At 57.7% G+C, this 26,175-nt stretch carries 24 protein-coding genes and 3 pseudogenes; 17 read left to right on the forward strand and 10 right to left on the reverse strand.

The genetic code is table 11. From position 1 onward, the window contains the following. Positions 1–370: 370 nt before the first annotated feature. The 3 genes from BLM14_RS01855 to BLM14_RS01865 all read left to right on the forward strand — a co-directional run bounded on the left by BLM14_RS01855 (position 371) and on the right by BLM14_RS01865 (position 3,330). Complete coding sequence (locus BLM14_RS01855) at positions 371–562, forward strand: hypothetical protein (RefSeq protein ID WP_099997842.1); 192 nt, start codon at positions 371–373, stop codon at positions 560–562. A 73-nt stretch (positions 563–635) separates the two neighbouring features. Then, positions 636–1,889, forward strand: a complete 1,254-nt coding sequence (locus BLM14_RS01860; protein WP_099997843.1) for a cytochrome b — start codon at positions 636–638, stop codon at positions 1,887–1,889. A 244-nt stretch (positions 1,890–2,133) separates the two neighbouring features. Continuing rightward, entirely contained in the window at positions 2,134–3,330 is a 1,197-nt protein-coding gene (locus tag BLM14_RS01865; RefSeq protein WP_099997844.1) for an MFS transporter, read from the forward strand. A 136-nt stretch (positions 3,331–3,466) separates the two neighbouring features. Here the strand turns inward: BLM14_RS01865 and BLM14_RS01870 are convergent, their stop codons facing one another. From BLM14_RS01870 to BLM14_RS01885, 4 genes and pseudogenes are all read right to left on the reverse strand, one after another. Further along, positions 3,467–4,159, reverse strand: coding sequence for a response regulator transcription factor (locus tag BLM14_RS01870; protein WP_100000983.1), 693 nt, complete (start codon positions 4,157–4,159; stop codon positions 3,467–3,469). Between the two features lie 14 nt (positions 4,160–4,173). Further along, positions 4,174–4,551: a response regulator transcription factor gene (locus BLM14_RS01875; protein WP_099997845.1), complete on the reverse strand. Its 378-nt coding sequence runs from the start codon at positions 4,549–4,551 to the stop codon at positions 4,174–4,176. Next, positions 4,530–5,195: a response regulator transcription factor gene (locus BLM14_RS01880; protein WP_099997846.1), complete on the reverse strand. Its 666-nt coding sequence runs from the start codon at positions 5,193–5,195 to the stop codon at positions 4,530–4,532. The genes BLM14_RS01875 and BLM14_RS01880 overlap by 22 nt, the downstream gene beginning before the upstream one ends. After that, a pseudogene (locus BLM14_RS01885) lies at positions 5,192–7,102 on the reverse strand (PAS domain-containing protein); the annotation flags it as partial. The pseudogene BLM14_RS01885 and the gene BLM14_RS01880, both read right to left, overlap by 4 nt. A gap of 341 nt (positions 7,103–7,443) precedes the next feature. On the opposite strand from BLM14_RS01885, the gene BLM14_RS01890 reads away from it, so the two are divergent. The 12 genes from BLM14_RS01890 to BLM14_RS01950 all read left to right on the forward strand — a co-directional run bounded on the left by BLM14_RS01890 (position 7,444) and on the right by BLM14_RS01950 (position 17,706). Then, complete coding sequence (locus tag BLM14_RS01890) at positions 7,444–7,890, forward strand: carboxymuconolactone decarboxylase family protein (protein ID WP_100000984.1); 447 nt, start codon at positions 7,444–7,446, stop codon at positions 7,888–7,890. Between the two features lie 53 nt (positions 7,891–7,943). Continuing rightward, entirely contained in the window at positions 7,944–8,225 is a 282-nt protein-coding gene (locus tag BLM14_RS01895; RefSeq protein ID WP_099997848.1) for a GNAT family N-acetyltransferase, read from the forward strand. Positions 8,226–8,810: 585 nt separating this feature from the next. Next, positions 8,811–9,575: an SDR family oxidoreductase gene (locus BLM14_RS01905; protein ID WP_099997849.1), complete on the forward strand. Its 765-nt coding sequence runs from the start codon at positions 8,811–8,813 to the stop codon at positions 9,573–9,575. A gap of 73 nt (positions 9,576–9,648) precedes the next feature. Further along, a complete protein-coding gene (locus BLM14_RS01910) occupies positions 9,649–10,065 on the forward strand; it encodes a cupin domain-containing protein (RefSeq protein WP_099997850.1) in 417 nt (138 codons plus the stop codon). Between the two features lie 29 nt (positions 10,066–10,094). Further along, positions 10,095–11,606 carry a mechanosensitive ion channel family protein gene (locus tag BLM14_RS01915; RefSeq protein WP_099997851.1) on the forward strand — a complete coding sequence of 504 codons (1,512 nt, stop codon included), beginning with the start codon at positions 10,095–10,097 and terminating at the stop codon, positions 11,604–11,606. Positions 11,607–11,664: 58 nt separating this feature from the next. Beyond that, positions 11,665–12,417 (forward strand): SDR family oxidoreductase, encoded by a 753-nt coding sequence (locus BLM14_RS01920; protein WP_099997852.1) that lies wholly within the window; start codon positions 11,665–11,667, stop codon positions 12,415–12,417. 88 nt (positions 12,418–12,505) lie between these two features. Then, the gene (locus BLM14_RS01925) at positions 12,506–13,141 is read left to right on the forward strand and encodes an RrF2 family transcriptional regulator (protein WP_099997853.1); all 636 of its coding nucleotides are present in this window, start codon (positions 12,506–12,508) and stop codon (positions 13,139–13,141) included. Between the two features lie 48 nt (positions 13,142–13,189). Next, positions 13,190–13,867: a response regulator transcription factor gene (locus BLM14_RS01930; RefSeq protein WP_099997854.1), complete on the forward strand. Its 678-nt coding sequence runs from the start codon at positions 13,190–13,192 to the stop codon at positions 13,865–13,867. 83 nt (positions 13,868–13,950) lie between these two features. Then, positions 13,951–14,343 (forward strand): response regulator transcription factor, encoded by a 393-nt coding sequence (locus BLM14_RS01935; RefSeq protein ID WP_157929467.1) that lies wholly within the window; start codon positions 13,951–13,953, stop codon positions 14,341–14,343. Between the two features lie 74 nt (positions 14,344–14,417). Continuing rightward, entirely contained in the window at positions 14,418–16,472 is a 2,055-nt protein-coding gene (locus BLM14_RS01940; RefSeq protein ID WP_162293129.1) for a PAS domain-containing sensor histidine kinase, read from the forward strand. 207 nt (positions 16,473–16,679) lie between these two features. Beyond that, positions 16,680–17,279, forward strand: a complete 600-nt coding sequence (locus BLM14_RS01945) for a glutathione S-transferase C-terminal domain-containing protein (protein WP_099997857.1) — start codon at positions 16,680–16,682, stop codon at positions 17,277–17,279. A gap of 142 nt (positions 17,280–17,421) precedes the next feature. Next, positions 17,422–17,706: a DUF1810 family protein gene (locus BLM14_RS01950; protein ID WP_237143437.1), complete on the forward strand. Its 285-nt coding sequence runs from the start codon at positions 17,422–17,424 to the stop codon at positions 17,704–17,706. A gap of 106 nt (positions 17,707–17,812) precedes the next feature. On the opposite strand, the pseudogene BLM14_RS01955 reads toward BLM14_RS01950, so the two are convergent. Both BLM14_RS01955 and BLM14_RS01960 read right to left on the reverse strand, forming a co-directional pair. Further along, positions 17,813–18,617: pseudogene (locus tag BLM14_RS01955) on the reverse strand (SDR family NAD(P)-dependent oxidoreductase). Between the two features lie 378 nt (positions 18,618–18,995). After that, positions 18,996–19,882: pseudogene (locus tag BLM14_RS01960) on the reverse strand (LysR family transcriptional regulator). A gap of 69 nt (positions 19,883–19,951) precedes the next feature. Here BLM14_RS01960 and BLM14_RS01965 point away from each other — a divergent pair. Further along, a complete protein-coding gene (locus BLM14_RS01965) occupies positions 19,952–20,923 on the forward strand; it encodes a quinone oxidoreductase family protein (protein ID WP_099997858.1) in 972 nt (323 codons plus the stop codon). Positions 20,924–21,290: 367 nt separating this feature from the next. Further along, on the forward strand, positions 21,291–22,820 hold the full coding sequence (locus BLM14_RS01970; RefSeq protein ID WP_418314197.1) for a trimethylamine methyltransferase family protein: 1,530 nt from the start codon (positions 21,291–21,293) through the stop codon (positions 22,818–22,820). Between the two features lie 241 nt (positions 22,821–23,061). On the opposite strand, the gene BLM14_RS01975 is transcribed toward BLM14_RS01970, so the two are convergent. The 4 genes from BLM14_RS01975 to BLM14_RS01990 form a co-directional block, all read right to left on the reverse strand. Then, positions 23,062–24,270, reverse strand: coding sequence for an MFS transporter (locus BLM14_RS01975; RefSeq protein ID WP_099997860.1), 1,209 nt, complete (start codon positions 24,268–24,270; stop codon positions 23,062–23,064). Positions 24,271–24,329: 59 nt separating this feature from the next. After that, positions 24,330–25,319, reverse strand: a complete 990-nt coding sequence (locus tag BLM14_RS01980; protein ID WP_162293130.1) for an AraC family transcriptional regulator — start codon at positions 25,317–25,319, stop codon at positions 24,330–24,332. A 49-nt stretch (positions 25,320–25,368) separates the two neighbouring features. Then, complete coding sequence (locus tag BLM14_RS01985) at positions 25,369–25,614, reverse strand: hypothetical protein (RefSeq protein ID WP_099997862.1); 246 nt, start codon at positions 25,612–25,614, stop codon at positions 25,369–25,371. A gap of 64 nt (positions 25,615–25,678) precedes the next feature. Beyond that, positions 25,679–26,140, reverse strand: a complete 462-nt coding sequence (locus tag BLM14_RS01990; RefSeq protein WP_099997863.1) for an Lrp/AsnC family transcriptional regulator — start codon at positions 26,138–26,140, stop codon at positions 25,679–25,681. Positions 26,141–26,175: the final 35 nt, after the last annotated feature.

Consider the following 26,175-nt stretch of genomic DNA (forward strand, 5'->3'; position numbering starts at 1 on the left):
TCGCGTCCGGTTAACACCGCTCTCACATCAAAATTAGCTGAGATGCCGAGCTCAGACATCCCATCCATAGGTTTGGATGGCTCCTACCGAAGGTGATAACGCGCAAGACGAATTGGAGGTGGCTTGATGACCACAAGTGACTGGGTTGCTATAATCTGAAGGCTGGCTCAGCGAACGCCGCCGCATCCGCAGCGCCTGATCGCAACCCATGAGGGAACAGATACCACGGCGTCCTCGACAGTCCGCTACAGTCCTTTACTGACGAAACCATATACCAAAGTATCGAACGCACGCGTCCCTCAGCATGATGGCTCACACCTCGTAAGTTTGGCAAAGTGGGTCGTCCGTAACCTGCATGAGGGAAATCGAAATGACGCTACGTTTCGCACTTTCGAAATTGCTGACGATCGTCTTGAGACTCTGGGGCGTTGACGCAGGGAAACGGCTGGCGAAACGCGACGGCATTTTGATTGATTTTGCCAACGCGGCGGCCCGGCGATCTTACGCACGCGCGGCGCGAGCCGAGGCCGCCGTCTCTAGAAGTCCAAAGGCTCCCGAATAAACCTTCTCCGCTGTCGCGGCAGGGCAAATCGGCCACGACCGGAGGTGAGATTCAGGCTACAGGGAGAAACCCGATGAGCGGTGACCATTCGACCTATACGCCAAGGACGGGTATTGCGCGCTGGCTCGAATCCCGCCTGCCGCTGCCGCAGATGGTGTACGATTCCTTCATCGTCTATCCCGTCCCGCGCAACCTGAACTACGCCTATACGTTCGGCGGGATTCTCACGGTCATGCTGGCTTCGCAGATACTCACCGGCGTCGTGCTGGCGATGCATTATGCTCCCGATACTGCGTTGGCGTTCTTGTCAGTCGAGAAGATCATGCGCGACGTGAATTCGGGCTGGCTGTTGCGCTATCTGCATTCGAATGGCGCGTCGTTCTTCTTCATCGCCGTCTACATACACATCGGCCGGGGCCTCTATTATGGCTCGTTCAAGGCGCCACGCGAGCTTCTGTGGGTGCTCGGCTGCACCAATTTACTGCTGATGATGGCGACGGCCTTTATGGGCTACGTGCTACCCTGGGGACAGATGTCGTTCTGGGGGGCTACAGTCATCACCAACTTCTTCACCGCCATCCCGCTGGTCGGCGACTGGATTCAGCAATTGCTGCTGGGCGGCTTCGCGGTCGACAATCCGACGCTCAATCGCTTCTTTGCGCTGCACTACCTGCTGCCATTCATGCTTGTCGGTGTGGTGACCCTGCACATCTGGGCGCTTCACGTAGTCGGCCAGAATAATCCAACCGGCGTTGAGGTAAAGTCGGTGACTGATGTCGTGGACTTTACGCCTCACGCGACCGTTAAAGACGCCTTTGGGATTGTGATCTTCCTGCTCGTATTGGCCTATTTCGTTTTCTACATGCCGAACTATCTCGGCCATCCCGACAACTACACGATCGCCGACCCGCTCAAGACGCCGGCCCATATTGTTCCCGAATGGTATTTCCTGCCGTTCTACGCGATCCTGCGTGCCATCACCTTCAGCATCGGGCCGATCGATTCCAAGCTCGGCGGCGTGCTGGCCATGTTCGGAGCTATCGCCGTGCTCATCTTCGTGCCGTGGCTCGACACGGCAAAGGTGCGCTCCGCGGTCTACCGGCCGTGGTACAGGCTGTTCTTCCTGCTCTTCGTCATCAACGGGATTTTCCTTGGCTGGCTGGGCTCGCGGCCGGCGGAAGGCGTTTACGTCTTATTGTCCCAGTTGGCGACGCTTTACTATTTCGCGTTCTTCGTCGTCGTCATGCCACTGCTTGGTCTGATCGAGACGCCGCGGCGGCTGCCGAACTCGATAACCGAGGCAGTCCTAGAGAACAGCGCTAAATAACATGTAGTTGTGATCGGCGCCGACGGCATTCATCACGCTGGCGGCGCGCCGAGTTTACGAATCGCTGCATCCGTGTTCTTGTAAATCTCAATGTCTCTCGACGTGTCCGGCCACCCAGTGATACGATCCTGGCTGTCACCCGCCGGCCGTGCCGTACTTCGTGCCTAAACGTTGATGCCGGTCTCGCCGAATGCGTGACGCAACATTAAATGATCATCGGTTTGCAGGAGAGGGCAGCCGCAGCATGACCGAAACCGCTCGCGATTCTTCGACGCCTCGCGATCCTGCATCCCTCGTCATCGGCGCGATCGCCGCGCAGGTGATCGGCGGGTTGGTCCCGCAGATGTCGCCATTTGTGATTGGCGGGTTGATGGACGGTCTTTCGCTATCGGAACGCGATGCCGGCTTCATTATTTTTGTCGAGTTCTTGGCGCTCGCCGTCACTGCGATCGCAATCGCACCCGTCCTGCCTCGGGTTTCCTATCGGCGTGTCGCCGGCGTCGCCGTCGCCCTGACGTTGCTCGCCCAAGGCGCATCGATCTTCAGTGCTTCGGCGGGGTCGCTCACCCTTCTGCGCGGCCTCGCGGGCGTCGGCGAGGGCGCGCTTTACGCCGTGTCGCTCTCCATCGTCTGCTCCCGTTCCAGCAACCCGGACAAGGTTTACGGCTATTTTCAGGTCGTCTGGGCCTTGGGTAGCGTTGCGCTCTTCGCCATCGGCGGTCAGCTAACCGCCGCCTTCACGCATCGCGGCATCCTCTCTCTGATCGCGGGCGTAACCCTCGCGCTCGCGCCGCTCCTTTTTCTCATTCCCGACGCCCGCGCCAAAAGCGGCGACGGAACTGCGGCGGACGTGATTCAGGCTTCCCCGCTACTCGGTGTGATGACGCTCGCGGCGATCGGGCTCTACCTGACAGTCTCCGCCGCGATCTACGCGTTCAGCGCGCCCCTGCGCGAGCTGGCGGGCCTCGACACGACCGCGGTCGGCTATGCGCTGACGGTCGCGTCGCTGGTCGGTCTGGCAGGCGCAGGAGCCGCCACTGCGCTCAACGTTCGCTGGGGCCGGGCGATCCCCATTACGGGGTTCTGCGTTGGCTTCTCGCTCATCACGCTCGCGCTCTGTCTCTGGCATAACCCGACGGCCTACGTTGTCGCCCTCGTCGTCTCGGTCGTCATTTACTACTTCTCGATCCCTTACCTGTTCGGCCTCGCCGCCGAGCTTGACCGCAGCGGGCGTTGGGCCGCGGCGGCGGGATCTGCCTATCTGCTCGGCTTTGCCGCCGGCCCCCTGGTCGCTGGTGCCGCGATTGCAGCGGCGGGCTATGCGAGCCTCGCCGCGGTGTGCGTCGCGATCACGGCCGCTGCCTGGGGACTCGTCATGGGCGTCATTCGGCGCCTCAGCAGGGCGGCTCGGGTCGCGCAGCCCATTGATGTGCTGGCATGAGGGCCCCCGTCGAGGGCCGGGGCATCACTGAGCCGTGTCCGTCCACCCGTTCCACATGAGTTCACTGATGAAGTGCGAGATGGAGGGGCCTGACGGCGCGCTTCCTCGATTCGTCGCGACGCGCGGTATATGCCCCCTAGGCATCCACCCTCTCGCGCACCTCAGCAGGCAGCGCCTCCCAGACGCGAACAAGTTCGCCGACGGAAGTCAACTGCATCTTGCGCATAACGTTGGAGCGGTGGAGCTTGACGGTGATCTCGCTGATGCTGAGGTAGAACGCGATCTGCTTGTTCAACCGTCCAACCGCAACTTCTCGCAGCACCTGACGTTCGCGCGGAGTGAGCAGCGCGAGCTTGCTTAGGTGCTCCTTCACCATCCGCGAGTGCGCCAGCTGCTTGATATCGCGCTCAATGCCTGTCGCGATCGCATCGAGCAGCGTCTGGTCACGCACCGGCTTGGTGAGGAAGTCGACTGCTCCTGCCTTCATCGCTTGCACCGACATCGGGATGTCGCCATGGGCCGTTAGAAAGACGATCGGCTTGGCGTCGCCGCTTTCGACTAGTCGGTGTTGGAGATCCAGTCCGCTCACGCCCGGCATCCGCACATCAGCAACGAGGCAGCCTGGCCGATCCGGAAGTTCGGCCTCAAGGAATTCGCGCGTGGAGGCGAAGCTGATCGAGTCGAGGCCCGCTGACTGCATAAGTTCGTGCAGTGACTCGCGAAGGCTGTCGTCGTCATCCACGATGATGACCAGCGGGCGATCGGCTTCGGTCCAATTGCCTGCTGCCTGAGCTCGGTTGAGCACTGTGCTCTTATAGCTCTCACTCATATGATAACTCACACTCATAGTGAATTCTCCTTTCCAGTCAGAGCATCGCCAATCGCTGCAAGCAACGCTTGCCCGTCGAAAGGCTTGCGAAAGAACAGGGTATGTTTTGGCTGCAACAGCTCTGCGAGCTCGTGGCGGCCGGTGACTAGGATCACTGGCAGGTCGGGGCGTCTTTCGTTAATCAAGCGCCGCAACTCGAAGCCGTCCATGCCAGGCATGCCGATATCCGTGATCAGACAATCGATCTCCGGCAGAGCATTGCTGTTGAGCAGTATCTGGGCCGATGAAAATGCCCGCACGGCGTGTCCCGCTGACTCGAGAAGATCCCCGAGCGATTCGAGCAGGCGCTGGTCATCATCGACGATCGCTATCACGGACTTCGGGTTGTACATTCTTGCGAGCTTCCTGAACGTCTGGAATGAGTGATCGGGACATGCAGCTTTTCGGCGATCCGCACCAGGTCGGCGAGCGATGCCGCCTGCATCTTGTGCATGATCTTGCTCCGGTGGATTTCAAGGGTAATCTCACTGATGCCGAGTTCCGCGGCCGCTTGCTTGTTGAGGAGGCCGCTGACCACGAGCGGCAGCACCTCGCGCTCTCGTGGCGTAAGAGCCTCCAAGCGGCGAACAAGCTCGGCCAGTTCCGCACGCGCTGATCGCTGAGTGCGGTCCCGGTCGATCGCCGCACGAACCGCCGCAATTAGATCGCTCTCCCCAACCGGCTTGGTCAAAAAGTCGACAGCACCGCCCTGGATGGCCCGCACTGACGATGGAATGTCTCCATGCCCTGTGAGGAATACGATTGGGGGATGGACGTCGTCGGATAGCTGCTTTTGGAATTCCAGACCGTTGATGTCGGGCAGCTCGACATCGAGGATCAGGCAAGCCGGCAGATCCGGCTTCTCAAAAGCGACATAGTCCGCGGCGACGGCGAACGTTTTGGCTTGCCATCCCAAGGACTCCAACAGTTCGCCGACCCCCTCACGCACCCTGGCGTCGTCATCCACCAAGAACACGATTTCCTCGCGCGTGCTCATGGCGCCTCGCTTGCCTCCAACGGAAGCGTAAAGGCGACAGTCGCCCCGCGCGTCTCGTTGTTGGCCATCCAGAGGCGGCCCCCATGCGATTCGATGATTGAACGGCAGATGGCGAGCCCCATGCCCATACCATGCTGCTTGGTGGTAAAGAACGGCTCGAAGACGCGCGCGGCGTCCTCAAAACCACTTCCGGCGTCGCGTACCTCGATACGGATCGCATCGAGGCCGTCGCGGAGTGAGCATATCTGGAGCACACGCGCGCCGTCGATCACGGCGTCCATCGCCTCGATACCGTTGCGGATCAGGTTCACAAGCACCTGCTGCATCTGGACGGGATCGAGCGCGACTGACGGCAGTTCCGGCTCGAGCTTCGTCTCGACACGGATGTCCTTCGCCGCGATCCCGTCAGCCATCAGTCGGCAGGCTTCACTAATCACGCGGTTGATGTCTTCAGACGATCTGGCGTGCGGTGCCTGACGGAAGAGGGCGCGAATGCGGCTGACGACGTCCGCTGCCGAGTTGGCGTCGCGGGTGATGCGCTCGGCTGTTATCTTGGCGCGCTCGACGTTTGGAGGCTCGGCAGACAGCCAACGGTGGCACGCGTGGGAATTCGCGACGATCGCGGCCAGCGGCTGGTTCACTTCGTGCGCGATCGAGGCAGAAAGCTCGGCCAAACTGGCTGCCTGAGTCGCCCGCGCGAGCTGGTCTGAGGCGTGCCGCAGCGCCTCTTCTGCGTGCACCTGATCGTCTATGTCGTGACAGAGGCCGAACCACTGGACGATGCGTCCGTCCTGATCGCGCAGCGGCTCGGCGCGACCCGACATCCAGCGATACACGCCATCCGCGCGACGCAGGCGATACTTCATGGAGAAGCGCTCTCCTGTGATGAGGCATTGCCCGAGGACGTCTCCCACCTCCTCGGCATCGTCCGGGTGGAAGATGGTGTCGAACACCACTGCCAACTGACGCTTGTCCTCCAGGTCCATGCCGAGAAAGTTTGCCATGCGTTTATTGACGAGCGTGGTCTCTCCGTCCGGGGTAAGACGCCAGAGGTTACTCGGAACCATGTCAACAAGCAGCGAGAGCTCCCGCTCCCGCTCGCGTAACGCCTCCTGGGCGCGCATCTCATCGTCGATGTCGAGAGATACGCCGTACCATTGCACAATCGCTCCGTCTTGATCACGCCGGGGCTCCACCCTGCACTCCGCCCATCGATAGGAGCTATCTTTCTCGCGCCAACGAAACCGCATCACGGCGCCGCGCCCCGCTTCGAAACAATTCATTAACGTTCGTTGCACCTCGGGAGCATCTTCGGGATAAATCAGCTCTTGCAGCAACGTTTCGATACGCGGCTCCCCGAGGGCTTCGAAATTGGGGATAACGGAGCGGAAATGGTCCTGGTATCGCTTGTTAAAGTAAACGGGTGCATCCATCGACGTTACGCTCCAGATGCGGACCGGCACGGCGTCGATCATCTCCTGAAGCTGCCGCTCACTCCGCCGCAGCGCCTCTTCAGCATGCATCTGATCGTCTATGTCGTGACAGAGACCATACCACTGGACAATGCGTCCATCATGATCCCGCATCGGCTCGGCTCGGCTCGACATCCAACGATAGACGCCGTCAGCGCGGCGCAGGCGATACCTCATCGTGAAGCGTTCGCCGGTGACGAGGCAGCGGATTAGCGTGTCCCTGAACTCCGCTGCGTCGTCTGGGTGGACGGCCTCTATGACCGTCTCCAATCGCCGCTTACCTGGCTTGTCTGTATCCGGTACGTCCAGGCCGAGGAAATCGACCATACGCTTATTGAAGAACGTCGGCTCCCCGTCCGGTGTCAGCCGCCACAGGTGGCTCGGTACCATGTCAATGAGCTGCGCGAGTTCCTGTTCCCGGTCGCGCAGCTCCTCCTCGACGTGCTTTTGATTTTCGATTTCTGTCGGCATAATCGGCTGCTCCTGCCCCACAGTGCAAACGTTGGGACCATCTACACTTTTTATGCCGCTAGCAATCGGTGTTTGGGCCGGTGAAATCATAGCACAGCTTAATCCAGCCCTGCCCCTGCCGCACGTCATGGAAAACCATGATTGCATTTAGATGTGCGAGCTGAAGCGCAAACAGCACCGAATCTGCGAAATAGGCCACCCTAAACGAAGGAATAGCACGACTGCACATCTGGTAGGATAGCCGGAGCGCGCGCCTAAAGACCATGATGTGGCGCATACAACGCTATCCCAAAAAGGACAGAAAAATGACACCGCGCTTCATGCCCTTCAAAATCGCGCCCGATCTCATCAAGACTTTAGTGAATCTTGAAAATGGCCTCGCCGCCGGGCTCGAGCGCAGCCTGACAGAACTCGTCAAACTACGGGCCTCGCAGATCAACGGGTGTGCGTACTGCATCCATATGCACGTAACCGACGCGCTTTCGCACGGCGAGACCGAGATGAGATTGTTCATGCTGGATGCATGGCGGGAGTCCTCACTTTATACGGATCGCGAACGCGCCGCCCTGGCATGGACCGAGTCGTTGACCCTGCTCGCCGACACCGGCGCACCGGATGATGATTATGCCCTGGTGAAGAAGCAATTCAACGAGGTCGAACTCGTCAACCTGACCCTCACGATCGGTGCGATCAATCTCTGGAACCGATTACAAGTTGCCGCTCGCGCTGCGCACCCCGCCAACGCCGGCTGAGGTGTCCGTGGCGGGCCTGGCAAAATCATTGTTGTCAACCATCGAGTGTGCTCATGAACAATTCCGTTGAAGACAACGTCACATACGACCGTTACGAGATGCCGATCGCCGCCGGTTTCATTGCCGCCGCGTATGACAGGATCGAGGACGACACAGTCATACTGGTCCATACCGAAGTGCCGTTCGAATACTCCGGTCAAGGAATCGGCTCGAGATTGGCTGATGGAGTGTTCGACCTAATCCGCCAGAGTGGTCGTAAAGTGGTGCCAAAGTGCACCTTCATGGCCAAATTCTCGGCCAGCCATCCGGAATACCGCGACATGATCGCGGGTTGATCGAGCCACACCACGATTTAGACGCCCTACCTTGGGGTCGAGAAGCCTTCGTTTGATCGCGAAGGCTTTTTTCGTCGACCATATCAATGGCCGACTTACTCCGAGATCGTAACGATCCATAAATCCGCCATAGTCTTTTCTCGCGAAATCTATGCACCGGGGTGGGCCTGGAGCAGGAGATGGCCACTTTCGTGCCCATCCGCAACACTGACATACGCCGTTCCTAAACTTCGGGATGGGTCGACTAAACCTGCTGATTAGAGCGGTATGCCCCGTGCACGATAGAATGATTTCATTGCTCCAGCCATTGTCTGAAACGATCGAGTAGATCCGAAACATTCACCGAGGAGACGAGAATGACCCAGCGCGTCAACTATGCAGAACAGTCCCCGGAGCTACTACAGAAATTCACGGAATTTCTGGCGGCAACCCGTGAGAGTGCAATCGAAGAGCCGATCTAAAGCGACAAGCCACGACGCGACCTCGACTCGTCCAAGCTTCAAAGTCTTTCGCGGCTGATTGCAGCTTGGACGGTCGGAAACTTAGTTATTTGGCCAGATTGGGCCGCGAACAGGGAGATACGTTATGAGAATCGTTGTTATCGGTGGCACTGGGCTTATCGGGTCCAAGACCGTGGCGCGTTTGCGCAATAAAGGCCACGAGGTAGTTGCCGCGTCACCAAACTCCGGCGTTAACACCATCACAGGTGAGGGCCTGACGGAAGCGTTGGCGGGTGCTGAGGTTGTGCTTGATTTGGCAAACTCGCCTTCTTTTGAAGAGAAGGCGGTCCGCGAATTCTTCGAAACGGCAGGCCATAATCTGCTCACCGCCGAAGCCAAGGCGGGTGTAAAGCACCATATTGCGCTTTCCGTGGTGGGAACGGAGCGATTGCAGGACAACGGGTACTTCAGGGCTAAACTTGTTCAGGAAAAACTCATCAAGGCTTCCCCTATCCCATACACGATCGTCCATTCTACCCAGTTCTTCGAATTTCTGAAGGGAATAGCTGATTCAGGCACCGTCGGCACCGTCGCTCGTCTTTCGCCTGCCTATTTCCAGCCCATCGCATCCGACGACGTTGCCGATGCGATGGCAGATGTTGCCCTCGCAAAACCACTCAATGGCATGATGGAGATCGCTGGTCCTGAACGCGTTCGCATGAACGAGATCGTTGCCAAGTATCTGAAGGAGATCAACGATCCGCGGACGGTCGAGGCAGATATTCATGCGCGCTATTTCGGGTCTGAACTGAACGATCAGTCGCTTGTTCCCGGCGAGGGTGCGCGGATCGGCAAGATCGGTTTTAAGGATTGGCTGCGTCAATCGCAGCAACTGCAGCCGACGAAGTAATTACAGCGAGCAAAGGGAATATGACACGCGGTCAGACACTCACCTTCCGCCAACAAATCTAAGGAAAAATCAAATGATCAGAACCATTCTGCTCTCCACAGCCGTTGTCCTTTGCGCCACGGTGACCGGCTTTGCCGGCAGCGCCAGCAATGAAGCGAAGGTAACGCTGGTATACGAACACGAACTGCCCAACGTTCCCGGTAAAAGCATGAAAGGTGTGCTTGTCGAATACGGGCCGGGCGGGTCGAACCCGGCACATAGGCATCCGAATTCCGCATTCATTTACGCGACCGTTCTGGAAGGGGCATTCAAGAGCCAGGTCAACGACGGACCCGCCAAGGTCTACAAGGTCGGAGAGAGTTGGTCAGAGTCCCCGGGCGACCGTCATCGTGTCAGCGCAAACGCCAGCACAACCGAGCGCGCCCGGCTGCTGGCGGTGTTTGTCGTAGACACCGACGAGAAAGACCTCGTCCTGCCCTATCACGAATAGCCAGGGTATTTCCAAAGGGCGAGGCAGGCATGAGCATCGATCTAACCATCGCAGAAATGATGACCTCGCCAATTATCAACGCTGGCTGGGTCGCCCTGGCCGGCGTGATTGTCACGCGTGCCCTTGTCCGTCATCACGCATTTCTGAAATTGATCGCACAAATCGCTTTCTTCATTGCGCTGACCGGAATTCTGCTTGCCAACAACATCTTGCCCTATGACGTCCATCCGGGCAGCGGTTCGGCGGTAGAAACCGTCGTTCTGGGACTGGTGAAAATTGTCTGGTGGATGAATGTCGCCTGGGCGCTCATTGCCTTTGTCCGTCTCTACCTGGTGTTAGAGAGAAAACCGCGTGAGGCAAGGCTCATTCAAGATATCGTCGTGGGGTTGATCTATCTGGGCACGGCCTTATCGATCGTCGCTTTCGTATTCAGCGTGCCGGTCGGAACATTGCTCGCCACGTCCGGTATCTTCGCGATCATATTGGGTCTGGCACTTCAGAACACGCTGAGCGATGCATTTTCCGGAGTCGCGCTCAACCTGGGTCGGCCGTTTGTCCTTGGTGACTGGATCAAGCTGAGCGATGGCACCGAGGGCCGCGTCGTCGAGAGCAACTGGCGAGCGACGCACCTGTTGACCGCAGGCAACAATATCGCCGTTCTGCCGAACGGCTTTCTCGCCAAGCTGGGCCTGACAAACGTTAGCCATCCAAATGAGTCCCATGGCATGGCCCTGTCTGTAAGACTTGCCCCGACCAAGATCCCGTCAACCATCATTGAGTGCATGCAGATGGTCTTGCTGAGCTGCAATTCGATCGTCAGAGATCCAGCCCCATTGGTTTCATTAAAAAATCTGGACGCCACCGCAATTGAAGTCGAACTGCTGTTTCAGGTGTCAAGCATCGCGCAAAGTATCGCCGCCAAGAACGAGCTGATTGATTTGATCTACCGCCACACGAAATCGGCAGGGTTGCTTTTGTCCAGCCCCGCATCATCCGTGAGTTTGGATGTAGGAGATACTCGCAGCGCTGTACCCCACAGTCTTTCTGCGCTTGAACTTCTCGAAGCCATACCCCTGTTTTCGGCTCTGACCCACGAGGAACGACGGGCCCTAGCTGACAAAGTTTCAACCAGAACGTACCGGAAAGATGAAGTCATAGTGCATCAAGGTCAAAAGCTATGCTCATTGATGATTGTTAGAAGTGGAGTTCTGGTTCTGACCCGGCAGGGCGCCAACGGCGAAGATGAGATCGAACGATTTGCACCGGGTGATTTCTTTGGTGAGGACGGGTTGCTCGCGGGAACTGGGGAGCCGGGAACAGTTACCGCGCTCGCTGCTGCCGTACTATTCGAATTGGATCAGAAGAGTTTAGCACCGCTGCTGAAGGCTCGCCCCGATATGGCGGACGATCTAGCTTCGTTTTTAGCACACCGCTTTGAGAGCCGCCTTCAAACTTCTCATTCAACACAAGGACTATCGCGCCACCGCTCGGTAGCCGAAATGTTGAAATCCATGGAGACCGTGTTCCGGCCCAACCTGTAAATTTGGTTATCCGTGAATGTAGGCTGTTGAGGAAAGGCACCTTAGAGGGAGCAATTTGATGAAAATCGCGGTTATGGGAGCGAGCGGACTGATCGGAACGAAAGTCGTTGAGAAGCTTCGCCACGCAGGTATTGAGGTAGTCGCTGCATCCCCGACTTTCGGAGTCAACAGTGTGACAGGCGAAGGCCTCAGAGCAGCCGTCGCGGGAGCTGACGTTGTCATCGACGTCACCAACACCACGTCATTTGGCGACAACTCGGCCCTGGAGTTTTTCAAGGCCTCCACCCGTAACTTGTTGGCTGCTTCAGCAGATGCTGGCATCGGCCACTATCTTGCCCTTTCCGTGGTGGGAACTCCTCGCCTTGTTGAAAGTGATTATTTCCGCGCGAAGATGGTTCAGGAAAATCTCATCAGGGCAGCAAGGAGGCCCTATACCATCCTCCATTCCACGCAATTTTTTGAGTTTATCAGTGGCGTGATCGACATGGGAGCAGACGGCGATGACCTCAGGCTTCCCTCAGCATCTGTAAGACCGATAGCTGCTGATAATGTCGCTGAAATGCTGGCCGAATTGGCGATGGAAACAGCAAAGAACGATACCATCGAGATCGGAGGGCCAGAGCAGTTCGGTCTCGACGAGATTGCGCGTGTCCAGCTCGCAGCCAACGAAGATACGCGCCAGGTCATTCGTGACAGCAGAGCGCGTTACTATGGCGTCGAGTTAAACGACGACACACTGCTTCCACTCAAGGGGTCACACGTGGCTTCACGACGATATGTCGACTGGCTGTATCATTCGATGGCCGGCTAGGAAGTCGACATCCAGGTCTCTTGTCATCCGCCAAATCAAGCGTCAGGGTCTCTGGTAATTCATAACGCGTACGTATAAGGTATGTGTTATGAAAAAGCCTTCGATCAAATCTGAAATCCTGCGCGAGGAAGCTGCGCATAGCAACAACACCGGAAGAACCAGTCTGTATGGTGCTGCGGTCGAGTATGGCATCCATTGCATGGTTTGGTTGATCGAGCCGCGGACAAAGCCCGTCAGCAGTCGCGACCTTGCCGAACTGCAGGGTGTGCCGACAACATTGATGGCGAGGATCATGCCGAGGCTTGAAAAGGCCGGGCTCGTCGTGTCGACCAGCGGCATCAGCGGGGGCTATAGGCTCGCTAAAGAGCCAAAAGACATAACTGTGCTCGACATTGCCGATGCGATCGACGGTCGCAAAAGCGTGTTCGACTGCAAAGATATCCGCAAGAATTGCGTTTTGTTCGGTGGGGAAGCTCCCGCTTGGATGACTCGTGGCGTATGCGGCGTCCACGCCGTCATGCTGCGCGCCGAGAAAAGCATGCGCAACGAGATGGACCGTACAACCCTTCAAGACCTGTCGACGGGTTTCAGCGTTCTGGCTCCCGCGGATTTTGGCGAGGATATCGGCCAGTGGCTGGATAACCGCGCAACCAATCGGGAACTCGCCCGCATTTCGGCAGTCAAAGACAGCTCGAGGAACCGACGTCGTGGATCGGATGGCTGATTGTTGACGGGCGGCAGATTGAGGTTGAGCAACGCACTGGATGGACACATGAACATTTCGACGGATAACAGCGTGACCGCCAAGGAAACTGGTTTCGAGCAATATCCTATCGTCTTGGTGGTTGACGATGATGAATCGCTGCGGCTTTCGATTTGCGAGCTGCTAGAATCTGTCGGCATCGAAGCCGCCGGGTTCGCCTCGACACAAGCACTCATGGATGCCGACATACTGGACCGACCGGGCTGTATCATACTCGATGTCCGCATGCCGGGCGTAAGCGGTCTTGATTTTCAATCCCGCTTGGCGGCGAGCGGCATTTCCGCGTCGATCATTTTCCTCACTGGCTACGGGGACATTCCGATGACGGTGCAAGCGATGAAAGCCGGCGCGGTCGAGTTCCTCACCAAGCCAGTTCGCGACCAGACATTGCTAGACGCTGTGAGCAAAGCCATAGAAACCGACAAGGAAAAGCGAGCAGCACAACTCGAATCCAACGCTAATATCGCGCTCTATGCCACCCTTACGCCTCGTGAGCGTCAAGTCATGGAGGCGGTCGTGCGGGGAGCACTCAGCAAACAAATAGCGTTTGATCTGAACATATCGGAAATCACCGTCAAACTCCATCGAAGCAGCGTGATGAAAAAGATGAAAACCCCTTTCGTCACACACCTGGTTCGAGCCTGGCAGTCAATACCTGCGAACATACGTGATGACTACCCGGCCTAGACTTTCGTAGGGCTTTGATGAAACCGAGACTCGGCAGATATTGAAACAGTATGTCGACAGTACGCTGTGCGAGAGTTTTTATCTTGGCCCTAGTCCCCTTAATTGCAGTCGTCGATGACGACGCCAGCCTCCGCAACGCCCTGGCGGAATTGCTCGAGGTTTTGGATTTCAAGTGCCAGGTATTCGAAAGTCCGGAGACATTCCTTGCAGCGCATGCCCGAGGTCGATTCGCTTGCCTGATCACCGACCTCAATATGAAAGGCATAAGCGGACTGCAACTACAGCAAATGCTGACTGTTTTCGACCCTGGGCTACCCATGATCTTTATTTCGGCACAGTCAGACTCCGAAGCAAGATCGAAGGCACTTTGTTCGGGGGCGGTCGCTTTTTTAAGTAAGCCGATCGACGATGATGTCCTGTACCGTCACATCATTTCGGCGCTCAATCGAGCTTCAAAAGGACTGACGGACGATTGAACAGGGAGGCGTGACGCCGCCCGCTTATGAGTTTGAAACGCAGTCGATCATCCTTTTTTGAACGGAGGTTGCAGGTGGAACTAGCCGATTACGCGACCGACAGTGTTATCCTCTACAATCTCGAAGGAAGGGTTCAATACTGCAACGCGGCGACAGAGTCCCTCTACGGATGGACGGCAACGGCATTGCTCGGCAGTCGATTCAGTGACCTCATGCTGGAGCATTTCGAAAGCTCCATACTTTGGGAAAATCTCGTCAGGATTGGACACTGGGCTGGACCCTTGCGGCGGCGTTCGCTTTCGGGCCATGAGATCAGCGCCAACGTTCGTTTGGCGGTTCGGCACGACCCACACGGTAATCCCTTGGACGTTGTGGAATATTCCGCACCGTCAACGACCACGAACGTGAACACTGCTTCACCTCCCTTACTGCCTGGCAGTGGGCGGGTTGCCTGCTGGCAATTCAATCTCAAACGTGCCCGCTCTTTGCTCGACGGGGTCGATGCGGCGGTGGGCGGCGGCGTAAAGGATCGGGAATGGCACCCTGATCGGCTGGACATACTGCTCACTGCAGTCCAGATTACGGACGTCAACGATGAGGCTATACGCTTGTTCGGCCTAGCAGATCGCGACAGGGTGATTGACCGACCCGTTGCCAGCCTTTGGCCCGAGCAAAGCCGGGCGGCTCTTGGCGATCTGCTCACGACCATTGCCGCAAAAACTGATACAGACCCGGAAACACGGCAAATCCCAGTGGTCGGCCGATTGCAGCATGTGGTTCTGACGGGCTGGAGGGCCGCTGATCCGAGATGCCCGGATACTGTCTTCGTGCATGTCAAGGCAGTATTGAATACTCCGAGCGCCGTTATCGAACTCGAAGCGAGCCAGATACGTTACCGCAACCTGATTTCCTACTTGCCCGTCCCCGTCTGGCAGATCGATGCACGGGCAGCGGGCCGTATCTTCGACCGCCTCAGGGCCGGTGGCGTTACTGACATGGCCACCTATTCCGATGAACATCCGGAACTTGTCGACCTTACATGCGAGATTGTCCAAATTTATGACGTCAACAACGAAGCCATGCTCCTTTTCGGGGGAAAGGATCGCTCGGAGTTCATCGGGCCAGTAAAGTATCTGTTTTCAAGCACCCCCGGTTCAGGGAGACGCGTCATGCTGGCCCATTTTTCAGGTGCCCGGAACCACGTCGAAGAGTTGAAGGTGAGAACCTTCGACGGCCGCCTGTTGGACGTGCTACTCCTCGTAACCTTCCCGGTCCCGGGCGAGCGCCTCGACACGACGATCATTATGATGATCGACATCACGGCCCGGCTGGAGGCAGAAGCCAAGTTGCGGAAAATCGAAGCGGATTTCTCCCACGCCGCACGACTTTCGACGTTGGGCGAGATGACCACCTCGATAGCACATGAGATAAAGCAGCCGCTTTCGGCAATCCTGATGAATGCACAGACCAGCCTGCGATATCTCAGGAAGGCTGAGCCAAATCTTGAAAAGGCAGATCAGCTGATGTCTCGTATCGTCGAAAGCGCTCAGCGAGCTAGCGACATAATCGGCCGGATCCAGGATATGGCCGGCAAGCGCGCTCCGACCTACGCTTTGCTCGGCTTGAACGACGTTGTCCGTGAATGCCTGGTTTTTCTTCGCCACGAAAGCGAAGACAAAAATGTTGTGATCAAGGCCACGCTGGAACCGAACCTCCCATCCTTCCGAGGCGATAGAATTCAGTTGCAGCAAATTATCGTCAACCTGATCGTCAATAGCATCCAGGCCATGAAGGCGGCACCTCAAACGCGGCGCGAGATCTATCTCGAAACCGGTTTGGACGAGAAGGATCATGTAGCCTTATCGATCAGGGACACAGGCACCGGCATCCCAATTGATCATATGGAGCAGATATTCGACGGATTCTTCACGACAAAGGAAGGTGGGTTGGGCATAGGACTGGCTATTTGCCAGTCAATCGTCAAAGCCCACGGAGGGACGATACAGGCTGCCAATCACCCAGACGGCGGTGCGGTATTCCGTTTCTCGATCCCGACGGAAAGCGCTGCTACCGCTGTGGACAGTTCGGCATCGTCTGAATATTCGACTCAAGCAAATCACGCCGATTGATCAAGCCTGCGATCATCCCATCCGCTAGACAAACAATGCAATGACCCCTCCTATCTCAAGGTACTGTAAGCCATAATCCCACGTATAATATCGTTCGATCGCGTACCTGCGCATTGTTGCAGCAAAGCGATGCGGCCTGGTCTGTCATTTTCCCCCGCCGGTACAGCCGCTTGCTGACGACAGTTATCCCTCAACAGGAATCCGGTTATGAAACTCTACTACAGTCCATTGGCATGCAGCTTGTCCGATCATGTTGCGCTTGAGGAGGTGGGGCTCTCTTTTGAACGCGAGAGCGTAAACCTCAAGACAAAGCGAACTGCATCCGGCCGTGACTTCAACGAAGTTACATCGAAAGGTTACGTGCCCGCGCTCGTTCTCGACAATGGCGAAACGCTTACCGAAAATATAGCGATCCTCGACTGGATATCGACGCAGTATCCTTCTCTTGGCATTCCGGGGCCCCTCGGGCGCACGCGCGTGCTTGAGGCTCTGACGTACCTTTCGACCGAACTGCATCGTAGCTTCAAACCTATGTGGCACGCTGGCAGCGACGCTGACAAAGCTAGAGCAAAAGCGACCATCAACGGACATTTCAAGTTCATCTCGAGCCACCTTAAAGGAAACTATTTGTTCGGCGGCGCTCCCACCGTGGCCGATTTCTATCTGTTTGTGATGCTGCTCTGGGCGGAACGGTTCGACCTTGATGTGCCGCCGCCCTTAGCCGCATTGCGCGCGAGCATGAAGTCGAGACCTGCCGTTCAAAGAGCCATGAGAGCCGAAGGTCTGTACCAGGAGGAGAATGCATGAGCGATGAATACAACCTTCGACGCTTTATAGATGCGCAGAACCCCGTCTATGACGACGCGTTGTCTATTCTACGCCGGGGAATGATTTGCGGGCCGTACCTGGCTTCATTTTTCCACGGCTCGTCACCAATGGAAATGATCCGTTGGTCGAGCCCTACGCCATCACCTCGCTCGATGAGGCGAGCGCCTATTTGGCTCTCCCGATATTGGGAGGTCGTTATCGCGAATGCGTCGGCACGCTCGCGCATCTCTCGCAAGCGAGCGCCCGCGACGTCTTTGGCGCTGACAATGCCAGAAAATTGCATGCATCGCTGACGCTCTTTTCAGAAGCGAGTAGTAACGAGTTTTTGCTGGAAACCATGTTTGATGTCTGGTTTGACGGTTTGCTCGATCAAGCCACGATGAACGATCTCGGAGTGACTTATTGACCGCTGCTCTGCACCACCCTCTGCCCTCGAATCCATCCCTGGCTAACAGTTCGCAATCCTCGCCGCATAGCGGGAGGGATATCAAAGCTGCTTCGATTTGTAAGCCCTACGCGATGGTCGGTGTAATGCCCCCCTCAACACGCAGCGCTGCTCCATTGGTCGCCGCTGAGAGCGGACTTGCCACATATGCCACCAAATCCGCGATCTCTTCGGGTTCGATCATACGTTGAAGCAATGACGTGGAGCGTTCGTTGCGAAAGAATTCGGCTTCCATCTCCTCGGGGGGCAGAGAAGGATCGCTGGCAACACTCTTCAAAAAGTCGACGATTCCTTCTGATCGAGTAGGGCCGGGAAGGACTGAGTTCACCGTTACACCAGTCCCCTTCGTCAATACCGCCAGGCCACGCGATATGGCAAGCTGAGCCGTTTTCGTCATTCCGTAATGGATCATGTCCGGCGGAACGACGAGACCGGATTCGCTGGCGATAAAGATGATCCGCCCCCAATTTCGTTCCAGCATACCTGGAAAATATTGACGAGCCAGACGCGCGCCGCTTAACACGTTTACCTCGAAGAATTTTAGCCAATCTGCGTCAGTAATCTCGATGAATGGCTTGGATTCGTAAATGCCGAGATTGTTGACCAAAATGTCAACCGTTGGGACTTCACGGAGGAGTACGGTCGCACCGTCGGGCAGTCGCTGCATCTGCAAGCACGGACCGGACGCCCGACCCATTATCGGCAGCCACCGCGGCGATGATATCCTTTGCGGCTTCATCCAGCTTGGCCTGTGATCGGCCGACAATGACAACTTTCGCGCCTTCTGCTGCTAACCGCTTGGCGATTGCAAGTCCAATGCCTGCGGTGGATCCAGTAACTAGCGCTGTTTTGCCAATCAATTTCAAATCCATAGGGTTTCTCCTACATTGGGGATTTCGCATGTGTGGTTTTTGTCGAGCTAGGTTTGAATGAACGTGCCTTACTCCACGGTGACTCGCAATCGTTGGTTCTCTCCGGTCGTCGCTTTTGCCGCTAAGCCAGACGTACTTGCTGCTGATCAGCGATTGTAGAAATTTTGTGGCCAATCAAGAACCGGGCAAATTCAGCTACCATCGGCATTTTCAAAGGAACATTTATCAATAGGTGCCGGCTTTGAACAAACGGCGAAATCAGGATGTAATTTGCAGGGCTTCATTTGAAATTGCTGGTCGCGAGTTCGGCCTCGTTCGTCTCGACCTGTTGCCGAGAATGTGGAGGCCTTCATCTACGTTGTCGCGGCGCCTCATTCACTACGTTCGTGAAGATAACCGTTCTTCGTCGAACGCATTTTTGATCGCGTTGACCACTGCCCGTATGACGGGAACGTCTTTGACCTCCGTGTGGACCACGAGCCAGACTTCCCGTTCCAGCGCATGGTCGTCGCCGAGGCGCACCATGTCGTCCGATGGTCGGAGTGCAAAATCCGGCAGCATTGCGATGCCCCCTCCTTGTCTCGCAGCCGCCACCTGAAATTCAAGCACCGATGACCTGATTGTGATCCGTCGTCCCGCCGCCAACTCGACGAGACGTATCTGCTGTGGCGCCCCGGTCATGGATTCGTCGTAACCGATGAAGGTCCAGTCCTCGGGTGCAGTGGCTGCGACGTAGGATGGCGCTGCGTAGAGGTCAAACGCGATCGAGCCGATGCGGACGATCGAATAGTCGCCTTCCTCCGGGCGTGATAGCCGCACGGCGAGGTCCGCCTCCTTCGATTAAGCGAGGCGAAGCGTTTTTCGCCGACAAGGGTCACTTCGATGCCGGGATGCTGTTGACGCAGATCCAACAAAGGCTTCACGAGCAAAACACTCGAAAGCGCCGGGGGCGCGCTGATTTTCACGCTGCCCCGCAGTTCGGTCGCGCTGCTCCGCCCGAGCTGCTCGATCGCCAAGGCCTGATTGACGATCGGTTCGGCAAGTTTTGCCACATGCTCGCCCTCGGCGGTGAGAACGATGCGTCTTCCTCGCCTGTCAATCAGCTTCCTGCCGAGCCTGCTCTCGAGAGACGAGACGCGCCTGCCAATCGTCGCATGTTCGACGCCCAGAAGCCGGGCTGCCCCGATAAGCGTGCCCGCCTGGACAAGCGCCATGAAGTGTCGCAGGTCATCCCAATCGAGATGTGTGAATTTTCTCCCATCCATTGTGCCAATCTAGGGAATTTTCAATCAGAGCGCCATTGGGCACAACTGACACAAACAAGGAGACAGAAGATGACTGACCACGTTGTGATGTTGACCAGTCCCGGAGGTGTTGGGCACTTCGAGGTGCGCGTCCAGGAGCCTGTTTTTCCTGCTGCAGGGGAAATTCGGATCCGGCACGAGGCGATCGGGACGAACTTCCTGGACATCTATCACAGGAAGGGGATCTATCCTCTGTCATCCTATCCAGGAATCCTCGGGGTGGAAGGAGCAGGCGTCGTCGACGCCGTAGGGGCGGGCGTCCAGCAATTTCGAGAAGGGGACCGTGTCGTGTACGCCGGCCCGCCTGTTGGATCCTATTGTTCGACCAGAGTGATTGCAGCAGGGAGGGTGGTTCCGCTTCCTGATTCAGTTCCGATGAAAACTGCGGCGACTTCGATGCTCAAGGGCATGACGGCCTATATGCTGTTGCGGAAGACCTACGACGTCCAACCCGGCACTATCGTTCTGGTTCATGCTGCAGCCGGAGGTCTCGGAAGTGTGCTCGTCCGCTTGGCGAAGGACATTGGCGCGACCGTCATCGGAGTAGTGAGTTCTGATGAGAAGGCGGTGCTTGCTTCCTCATACGGTGCAGACCATCTCATTGTCGGGCGCGATTCCGATCTTGTTGAAGAGGTGAAGCGGCTGACGGATGGCAGAGGAGTTGACGTCGCCTACGACGGGATCGGCGGCGACATGCTTGTCAAGAGCATCAGATCAGTTCGTGCCTTCGGAACAGCGGTTACGATCGGGCAGGCGGCCGGTCCGGTTCCGCCCCTATCTGTCGAGGAACTGCGGCCGGGCAAGGCGCTTTCCCATCCTAGCATTATGGCGTTCTGCGCCGACATCGAGAGGTACCGCGAGGCGGCGGCGAGGGCCATTGCCGCCATGGAGCTCGGGATCGTTACGAGCATAGCCGCCGAATATCCTCTAGTCGAAGCGGCTCAGGCACATATCGAAATGGAGTCAGGGCGCGCGGCAGGAAGCATCTTGCTGACGCCGTGACGGTAGTCGCTGAGATCGCGCCCATTTCGGCCCCACGTGGCTCGTCGGCAACCAGATGCCTTCAGCCGATCGGACAAAATTCTAAGGAGCTTTCTGCACGTGGCCGCGCCTAGCCTCCTCGGCTGCCAATCGCACATCCGCCGTGGCGGGCCGTTCAGTTTCCTTGATCGCGGTGATAATATGGAATGCTGGTGGGCAGTACATGTCCGCCCATGGCGATCCAGCGTTCCCGACGGGCCGATCTTCGACAGAGTGCCGCGAGCCCAGCGCCGCGCGCCCTCCGCCCAGAACGGCTTGAATGACAATTTTCCAGCGTTACAAAGCCTTCAAGTCGTTCTAGCCTATGCACAGAATTATGGAGGCTGCGATGACCGAAGACAAGGCCGGCAGACGCGGGCGAAGCGCGCGACGCGATGGCGCGGCAAAACCTCACGGTGTTCCCTATATCGTTCGAAACATCCCGACATACGACATTCTGTCTGAAGAAAACCTCCAGAAGATCGAGCGCACGGCAGACCGCATCCTAGCCGAGGTCGGGATAGAGTTTCGCGACGATCCCTTTGCGGTCGATCACTGGAAGCGGGCTGGAGCCAAGGTGGACGGCGTCCTTGTTCGCTTCGAGCCAGGAATGCTTCGCGAAATCGTCTCCTCGGCGCCGAGCGTATTTACCCAGTACGCCCGCAATCCTGCAAACAGCGTCCAGATCGGGGGCGACAATGTCGTCTTTTCGCCCGCCTACGGCTCGCCCTTCGTCATGGACCTCGATAAAGGCCGTCGCTACGGTACGATCGAGGACTTCCGCAACTTCATCAAGCTCGCCCAGACTAGCCCTTGGCTGCACCATTCTGGTGGTACGATCTGCGAACCTGTTGACGTTCCAGTCAACAAACGTCACCTCGACATGGTTTACAGCCATATCAAGTATTCAGATCGCGCATTCATGGGGTCGGTGACGGCGGAGGAGCGCGCGGAGGACTCGGTCGAAATGGCACGCATCCTTTTCGGTGCCGAGTTCGTCGACCAGAACTGCGTCATCCTGGGCAACGTCAACGTGAACTCTCCGCTCGTCTGGGACGGCACCATGACGACGTCTCTACGCGCCTACGCCCGCGCCAACCAAGCTGCAGTCATCGTGCCCTTCATTCTGGGTGGTGCAATGGGTCCCGTCACCAATGCGGGAGCCATCGCACAGTCCTATGCCGAGACGCTCGCCGGTTGCGCCTTGACGCAACTCGAAAGGAAGGGCGCCCCAGTCATCTTCGGAAACTTCCTGTCTTCCATGTCGCTACGATCCGGATCGCCGACATTCGGAACCCCCGAACCTGCCATCGGCTCCATGGTCGTCGGCCAGCTCGCACGGCGGCTGAAACTTCCACTGCGCTGTGCCGGCAACTTCTCAAATTCCAAGCTGCCCGATGGTCAGGCCATGCAAGAAGGATTGATGTCCATGCTGTCGGCCATCCACTGCGGAGCGAACTTTATCCTCCATTCGGCAGGTTTCCTCGATGGGCTGCTCTCCATGTCCTACGAGAAGTTCGTGATGGACACCGACCTTTGCGGCGCCCTTCATTCCTATTTCGCTGGCGTCGCAGTCGATGATAACACGCTGGCGTTCGACGCATTCGAGGAGGTCGGCCCCGGCAGTCACTTCCTCGGCTCGGCCCACACGATGCGAAACTATCAGACCGCCTTTTGGGATTCGACACTGTCGGACAACGAACCCTTCGAGAAGTGGAGCGAGGAAGGCGGGTCAACGGACATTGCGACTCGCGCAAATCGCCAATGGAAGAAGACGCTGGAAGAATTTGAAGCGCCACCGCTCGACGTCGCCGTTGACGAAGCGCTTTGCGACTTCGTGGCAAGACGCAAGGCCTCCATGGCTGACGGCTGGTACTGAACAGGAGATGCCCCGGCCGATAATCTTCGAAAGTCGCATAGCGAGAGTGAACATGTTGCGGTCAGCCGGGCCTTGCGTCGCTTCGGCGACGTTATCCGTCAGATGGAGGAAGCGCCGACCACGCCCTCGACATGACCGCATCTGCCGCCTTGAAGATGCGCCGGGATCCCGCCGCATCTTCACCCCCGCAACTTGGCGGTGACGTCCGGTTGCTCCACCTACCGCGCAGCAGCAGCAAAGACTAGCTGCGGGGCTGCAGCAGCGCCAGGGCGACTGTCGATGCGGCAAGGACGGCGGTAAGGGTCAAGGGCCCCGTAGCGCCATAGTTGTCGACGACATAGCCGCCGACAACCGCTCCAATAGTGATGGCGACCTGGAAAGAGGTGACCATCAGGCTGCCCGCTGCTTCCAGCGCGTCAGGCGCCGCACGGGACAGATTGGTCGGCAGCACCACCGGCGCCATGCCGAAGGCGAAGCCCCACAGCGTAGCGAAGCCGAAGGCAACGCCGATATGCGCGCCCCAAAGTACCAAAGCGACCGCCGCAAACGCCATTAACACGGCGGTGGCCGCGAGGGCCATGCGGATATTGGCGTCGGCCATGCGGCCACCGGCAATATTACCGATCACAGCGGCGATGCCAAACCCGAGCAGCGCCAGGGCAATCAGCCCAGTTGCAAGGAGCGTCACCTGTTCGAGGAAGGGGCGCACATAGACCGAGCCGGCAAAATGCCCCGTCATCAGCAAAAGGATAGCAAGCATGCCGAGTTGAATGCCACGCCGCCGTGTCAGCCGAAAGACATCGGCAAGACTGTTGCTTGTGCTTGCAGGCAGGGTCGGCAGGCTGAGCAACTGCAGCAGCATGGCAAGCGCGGCCAGCCCCGCTGTCATGGCCATGGCGCTGCGCCAGCCCAGCCAGTCGCTGATCAAGGCGCCCATCGACGGTGCAGCAATGGTGGCGAGCGAGACGCCGAGGGTGACGATAGCCATGCCCCGACCTGTCGCATTGGCGCCAACCAGCCTCGCGATGACGGCAACTGAAAGCGCCCAGAAAGCGCTGAGGGCGATGCCCAACCCGGCCCGGCCTAACAATAATAGCCAGAAATCGGTCGCTAACGCCGCAAGAATATTGGAGCCGATCGCCAAGGCACTGAGACCAACCAGCACCGTCTTGCGGTTCAATCTGCCGATGAGAACATTGCTCAACAAGGCCGTCACGGCGCCGACGGAAGCGGTGGCAGTGACGACCTGTCCGGCCGTTCCCTCGCTGATGCCGAGATCGCGCGCCATTGGCGTCAACAGGCCTGCCGGCAGGAACTCGGCTGACACCAGCGCAAAGCTGGCGGCCGCCATCGAAAGAACCGCGAACCAGGTGGCCGGGCTCCACGCGGCTGGCGCAGCGGCATCAAGGTCTATCGCCGCGCCATCAAGCTGTAATGTTGTGTCCGTCATTGAAGTATCTCCAAGGTTTAGAGATCTTCATAGACGAGTCTTTTCGGATGATATGTATCTTAAAATCCGAAATCCATGTCCGTTCGTCCGGAAATTGTGCGACGCACAACGCCCGGCGAGACACTGGTGATGCGCTTGAACGCGCGAGCGAAGGATGCCTCGGATTCGTAGCCCAAACGGGTAGCGACCTCGGCGACCGACATGCCGCTTTGCCCCAACAACTCGCGAGCAAGCTGCATACGCAGCCGGGCGAGATAGCGTGCCGCGCCTTCCCCTAAAACAGCGCTGAAGCGCTCGGCGAAAATCGAGCGCGATTGGCCTGCCAGGCCGGCGAGGCTTTCGAGGGTCCAGTTATGGCCAGGGTCTCGGTGCATGGCTGCCAGTGCGCGGCCGATATGGGGGTCGCGGATGGCGGCGAGCCAACCGGTGGTCGGTGCTCCGGTGCAATTGACCCAGCAGCGGATGAGCCGCGCTGCGAGCAGGTCCGCCATACGCGATAAGATGGTGGCGCTGCCCATCTGCGGTTGTGCGGCCTCCGCCGTCATAGCCGCGAGCAAGGGACTAACGATCGGGTCATTGCCAGCCACGTCGCAGCCCTTGATGATTGGCGGCATCAAGGTGATCAAGGGGTTAAGCGCACAGGCGCCCAAGGCCATGGAGCCGCAGAAAAGGGTGCTGGTCGCACCCGTTCCTTCCCGCACCACTTCGCAGACGTTGCTCCCCAACTTGGTCACCTGGCAACCCTTGAGCGAGTCGCCCACAACATCCGGCGCGCTGGCCAGCCGATGGGCGATGCCTTGCGGCAGCAGCACCAGATCCCCATCGCGCAACTCCTGCCAGCCTTGCGCTTCGGTATGGATCCAGCATGGACCCTGGCTGACAAAGTGAAAACGAAGCAGCGGTTGTTGCGGAAAGGCGATGCTCCATGGATGTCGGAGTTCGCAGCGGCCATAGTTGACACCACTCAAGCGAAAGTCTTGTAGGACCTCGCTTAGCGCATCCATTGGGATATGTGGCGGCGAAGACGGTCGGGACGAATGGTCAAGCATTCGGCCAATATATATGCCGAGCGTCCGGCAGGCAAGTGGAGACGTTGTTCTACACAATCGCCTTTCCGCCACTTTCAGCACGACGGCATCGCGAGGTGGCTGTCTTTCCGGCATCGCCGCGTGCGAGCCGTGCCGAAAAACTCTTCAGCGCTTCTAGTGGGACATAGGCACGTTCGATCTCGTCACGCAGCAGCTGCACCGTGGGCGTTGGGGTGATGAGGCCCTTGCGGCGTTCGAAGAGCGAGACGTCTAACTCGAATTCCAGCTTGTCGATTACGGAAAGCAGCGAATACAAAGTTGATTTGCCCCTGATTCGAACGCAGCCCAACGTCAATGGTGCGTAAATCCGTTGCTATGTGTCACACCGGCAGCAGCGTGTCCGGTTTCACATCAGCGACAGAAGCATAGGTGTGGGTCTCCCTCACACCGGGTAGCGGAAGGATCACCCGTTGCAGGAATTCCTGAAACACGGACATGTCCGCTATCCTCGCCTTCACCAGATAGTCGAAGCCGCCGACGACCATATGGCATTCGAGAACCTCCGGCGCTTTCGCCACCGCTTCAGCAAACCGGTCGAAGACATGAGGGGCCGTCTGATCGAGTCGCACCTGAATGAAGACGAGAGTTCCCCGGTCGATCTTTTGCGGATCGAGAATGGCTCTGATCGCCGTGATGAAGCCTTCGCGGAAAAGACGTTTCACCCGCTGACTGGTACCGGTCGGTGACAGGCCGACTCGGTTCGCGAGATCAAGAGTGGTCCGACGACCATCCTCCTGAAGCAACCGAAGGAGGCTGCGGTCAATTCCATCAAGAGGGTCCATTTCATTATCCACGCTATCGAAGGCATGTATGCGCG

Origin of the sequence: Phyllobacterium zundukense, from assembly GCF_002764115.1 — a bacterium.
Taxonomy (GTDB): domain Bacteria; phylum Pseudomonadota; class Alphaproteobacteria; order Rhizobiales; family Rhizobiaceae; genus Phyllobacterium; species Phyllobacterium zundukense.

Coding starts and splice junctions, on each gene's coding strand:
- BLM14_RS01855 (WP_099997842.1), top strand. CDS start 371: ATGACGCTACGTTTCGCACTTTCGAAATTGCTGACGATCGTCTTGAGA.
- BLM14_RS01860 (WP_099997843.1), top strand. CDS start 636: ATGAGCGGTGACCATTCGACCTATACGCCAAGGACGGGTATTGCGCGC.
- BLM14_RS01865 (WP_099997844.1), top strand. CDS start 2,134: ATGACCGAAACCGCTCGCGATTCTTCGACGCCTCGCGATCCTGCATCC.
- BLM14_RS01870 (WP_100000983.1), bottom strand. CDS start 4,159: ATGAGTGAGAGCTATAAGAGCACAGTGCTCAACCGAGCTCAGGCAGCA.
- BLM14_RS01875 (WP_099997845.1), bottom strand. CDS start 4,551: ATGTACAACCCGAAGTCCGTGATAGCGATCGTCGATGATGACCAGCGC.
- BLM14_RS01880 (WP_099997846.1), bottom strand. CDS start 5,195: ATGAGCACGCGCGAGGAAATCGTGTTCTTGGTGGATGACGACGCCAGG.
- BLM14_RS01890 (WP_100000984.1), top strand. CDS start 7,444: ATGACACCGCGCTTCATGCCCTTCAAAATCGCGCCCGATCTCATCAAG.
- BLM14_RS01895 (WP_099997848.1), top strand. CDS start 7,944: ATGAACAATTCCGTTGAAGACAACGTCACATACGACCGTTACGAGATG.
- BLM14_RS01905 (WP_099997849.1), top strand. CDS start 8,811: ATGAGAATCGTTGTTATCGGTGGCACTGGGCTTATCGGGTCCAAGACC.
- BLM14_RS01910 (WP_099997850.1), top strand. CDS start 9,649: ATGATCAGAACCATTCTGCTCTCCACAGCCGTTGTCCTTTGCGCCACG.
- BLM14_RS01915 (WP_099997851.1), top strand. CDS start 10,095: ATGAGCATCGATCTAACCATCGCAGAAATGATGACCTCGCCAATTATC.
- BLM14_RS01920 (WP_099997852.1), top strand. CDS start 11,665: ATGAAAATCGCGGTTATGGGAGCGAGCGGACTGATCGGAACGAAAGTC.
- BLM14_RS01925 (WP_099997853.1), top strand. CDS start 12,506: ATGAAAAAGCCTTCGATCAAATCTGAAATCCTGCGCGAGGAAGCTGCG.
- BLM14_RS01930 (WP_099997854.1), top strand. CDS start 13,190: ATGAACATTTCGACGGATAACAGCGTGACCGCCAAGGAAACTGGTTTC.
- BLM14_RS01945 (WP_099997857.1), top strand. CDS start 16,680: ATGAAACTCTACTACAGTCCATTGGCATGCAGCTTGTCCGATCATGTT.
- BLM14_RS01965 (WP_099997858.1), top strand. CDS start 19,952: ATGACTGACCACGTTGTGATGTTGACCAGTCCCGGAGGTGTTGGGCAC.
- BLM14_RS01970 (WP_418314197.1), top strand. CDS start 21,291: ATGACCGAAGACAAGGCCGGCAGACGCGGGCGAAGCGCGCGACGCGAT.
- BLM14_RS01975 (WP_099997860.1), bottom strand. CDS start 24,270: ATGACGGACACAACATTACAGCTTGATGGCGCGGCGATAGACCTTGAT.
- BLM14_RS01980 (WP_162293130.1), bottom strand. CDS start 25,319: ATGCTTGACCATTCGTCCCGACCGTCTTCGCCGCCACATATCCCAATG.
- BLM14_RS01990 (WP_099997863.1), bottom strand. CDS start 26,140: ATGGACCCTCTTGATGGAATTGACCGCAGCCTCCTTCGGTTGCTTCAG.